This window comes from Salipiger sp. HF18, from assembly GCF_011806505.1.
In the GTDB taxonomy this organism is placed as follows: domain Bacteria; phylum Pseudomonadota; class Alphaproteobacteria; order Rhodobacterales; family Rhodobacteraceae; genus Salipiger; species Salipiger thiooxidans.
Genome location: NZ_JAATOS010000460.1, coordinates 1 through 3,127 on the forward strand (window position 1 = coordinate 1; position 3,127 = coordinate 3,127).

The following is a 3,127-nucleotide window of genomic DNA, read 5'->3' on the forward strand; positions in this document are numbered from 1 at the left end:
GTGCGAGGCGGCGCGGGCCGCGAAGATCGCCACCCGCCCGACGCCGGCAAACGCGCGTAGGACAGAGCGACCGATCAGCCCGAGGGGAGCGGTGAGGCTCATGCGCCGGTGTAGACCCGGGCGTAGCGCGCCCCGAGGCCGGTCAGGATCTCGTAGCCAATGGTGCCGACCGCATCGGCGACCATGTCGACGGTCTGGTGACGGCCGAGCAGTTCAAGCTGCTCGGGCACCTTGTTCAGCGCGGTGACATCGACGGTGATGAGGTCCATGGACACCCGGCCGATGATCTTGCAGCGGGTGTCGCCGGCCCAGACCGCGCCCTTGGCAGCAAGCGCGCGGTGAATGCCGTCGGCATAGCCTGCGGCGACCGCCACGTGGGCGTTGCCGTAGCCCACGGATTCCCCGGGGGCCACGTCGCGGACCTGGATCACCGGCAGCATCAGCTCGACCACAGCCCGGGCGTCGGCGAAGGGCTGGCCGCCGTAGATCCCGACGCCGGGGCGGGTGAGCTCGAAATGATAGTCCGGCCCGAGCAGGATGCCGCCGGTCGCGGACAGCGAGCGCGGCACGTCGAGCCCGTCGGTCATCTCGCGGAAGGTCCGCAGCTGGAACGCGTTCATGCCGTGCGACGGCTCGTCGGCGCAGGCGAGGTGCGACATGATCAGCACGGGCTTCTGCGCCAGCGCGATCTCGCGCAGCGCCGACCATTCCGCCGGCTCCATACCGAGCCGGTTCATGCCGCTGTCGAGCTGGATGCCGAAGCTGTGGCCGGGCAGGGCCTCGACGTGGCGCAGCATCTGGTCGATGGAATTCAGCATCGGCGTCAGGCGGTGGTCGCGGATGATCTCGGCGTCGCCGTTCATGTGGCCGGAAAACACGCAGATCTCGGGCCCGGCCCCCAGCGCGCGGCGCACCGCGATGCCCTCGTGCGCGGTTGCGACGAAGAAGCGCCGGGCGCCTTCCGCGGCCAGCGCCGGGGCAACCCGCGCGACGCCGAGCCCGTAGCCATCCGCCTTCACGACGGCGCCGGCCTCGCCGGTGGTTGCGTTGGCGAGTGCGCGCCAGTTGGCGCGGATCGCGGCGAGGTCGATTGTGAGCTGTGCCTGTGCCATGCCCCGCTTGGAGCCCAAGCCCGCCGGAGCGTCAAGAGGCAAAGCGGCACGGGGCCGCAAGGCCGCCATGCCGCTGCCGGATCAGTAGCCTTCGCCGTCCTGCTGCCAGGGTTTGACGAGATTGCCGAAGCGGGTGAACTGGCTCTCGAAGGACAGCTCGACCGTGCCGATGGGGCCGTGACGCTGCTTGCCGATGATGACCTCGGCCTTGGCGTGCAGGCGGCTCATGCGCTCCTGCCAGGCGGCCATTTCGTCGAGCCGGTCGTCCGAGGGCTTTTCCCGCTCGACGTAGTATTCCTCGCGGAACACGAACATCACCACGTCGGCGTCCTGTTCGATCGAGCCCGATTCCCGAAGGTCCGAGAGCTGCGGCCGCTTGTCGTCCCGGCTTTCCACCTGACGCGAGAGCTGCGACAGGGCGATGACGGGGATGTTAAGTTCCTTGGCGATCGCCTTGAGACCCATGGAGATTTCCGCGATCTCCTGCACCCGGTTGTCGGCGGTGCCGCGCAGCAGCTGCAGGTAGTCGACGATGATGAGGTCGAGCCCGTGGGTCCGCTTCAGGCGCCGCGAGCGCGCCGCAACCTGGCTGATCGGCAGCGCGGGCGTGTCGTCGATGTAGAGCGGGCAGGCCTCGAGTTCCTTCGCGGCGTCCACGAAGCGGCGGAACTCCTTCTCGTCCATGTCGCCCTGGCGGATCTTGTGGGACGAGATCTCCGAGGCCTCGGCGAGGATCCGGCTGGCGAGCTGTTCGGCGCTCATCTCGAGCGAGAAGAAGCCCACGACGCCGCCATCGATGGCACCCTCGGTGCCATCGTGCTTCATGCCGCGCTTGTAGGCCTTGGCGATGTTGAAGGCGATGTTGGTGGCCAGCGAGGTCTTCCCCATCGAGGGGCGACCGGCGAGGATCAGAAGGTCCGACGGGTGCAGGCCGCCGAGCTTCTTGTCCATGTCGATGAGCCCGGTCGAGATGCCGGCAAGCCCGCCCTCGCGCTGGTAGGCCGCGTTCGCGACATTAACCGCGTCCGTTACGGCCCTGAGAAAGCTCTGGAAACCGCCTTCCGTGTGGCCCTGCTCGGCGAGCTTGTAGAGCGCCTGTTCGGCCTCGACGATCTGCTCGCGGGGCTCGGATTTCACGTCCACCTTCGCGGCGAAGAAATGGCCCGCGCCCAGGATCGCGGCGACCCGGTCGTAGACGTCGTTGTTGGTTAGGATCGCCCCCAGAAGCTGCTGTTCGGCCTCGATGGAGTGCGGCATGGTCTCGGGCTGCTCGACCTCGAGCCCTGCCGGGTTGAACACGCTTTGGTCGTTCATTGCTCTGCCTCTGCTTCCCGTCTGCCCCGCGGTTCGAGCGTCATAGCCTGCGCGCCCTTGCGAACCAATCTGGATAAGTGTGTGGAAAACCGCCGGGAAAAGGCGGTGGAGAACCCGGGGATATCCCGGGATCGTGCGCATATTGTAGCAAATTGCGCTCACGCCGCAACATCTGGATGCGGCGTTGCGATTCGGCGCGGGTTATCCCCGCGACCGATGCACAGTCATGCGCCGTTTTCCGCCTGCCACTTGCGCGGGTCAGACAGGAAGGCCTCGACCTGTGCCAGCGTGCCCGCATCGAAGCAGCCGCGCGCCTTGGCCTCGGCCAGGACGTCGTGCCAGGTGCAGAGGTAATGCAGGTCGACGCCGTGGTCGCCGAGCGTCTTCGTGGTCTCGGGGAAGATGCCGTAATAGAAGATCACCGCGGTGTGGCCGCAGCTGGCACCGGTCTCGCGGATGGCGTCGACGAAGTTCAGCTTCGAGCCGCCGTCGGTGGTCAGATCCTCGACCAGCAGCACCCGCTCGCCCTCAGACATGGCCCCCTCGATGCGCGCGCCGCGGCCGTGGCCCTTGGGCTTCTTGCGCACGTAGGTCATCGGCAGCGCCATGCGCTCGGCCACCAGCGCTGCAAAGGGGATGCCCGCGGTCTCGCCGCCAGCCACGTTGTCGAAGGCCTCGAAACCCGCGTTGCGCATCACGGT

3 protein-coding genes are annotated in these 3,127 nt (G+C 67.7%); all 3 read right to left on the reverse strand.

Features of this window, described 5'->3' with window-relative positions:
* Positions 1-98: 98 nt before the first annotated feature.
* Positions 99-1,112, reverse strand: coding sequence for an alanine racemase (alr, locus tag HC022_RS22400; protein WP_167453873.1), 1,014 nt, complete (start codon positions 1,110-1,112; stop codon positions 99-101).
* A gap of 81 nt (positions 1,113-1,193) precedes the next feature.
* Complete coding sequence (locus HC022_RS22405) at positions 1,194-2,426, reverse strand: replicative DNA helicase (protein WP_167453874.1); 1,233 nt, start codon at positions 2,424-2,426, stop codon at positions 1,194-1,196.
* A gap of 224 nt (positions 2,427-2,650) precedes the next feature.
* A partial coding sequence (locus tag HC022_RS22410; RefSeq protein WP_167453875.1) for an orotate phosphoribosyltransferase occupies positions 2,651-3,127 on the reverse strand: 477 nt, incomplete at its 5' end.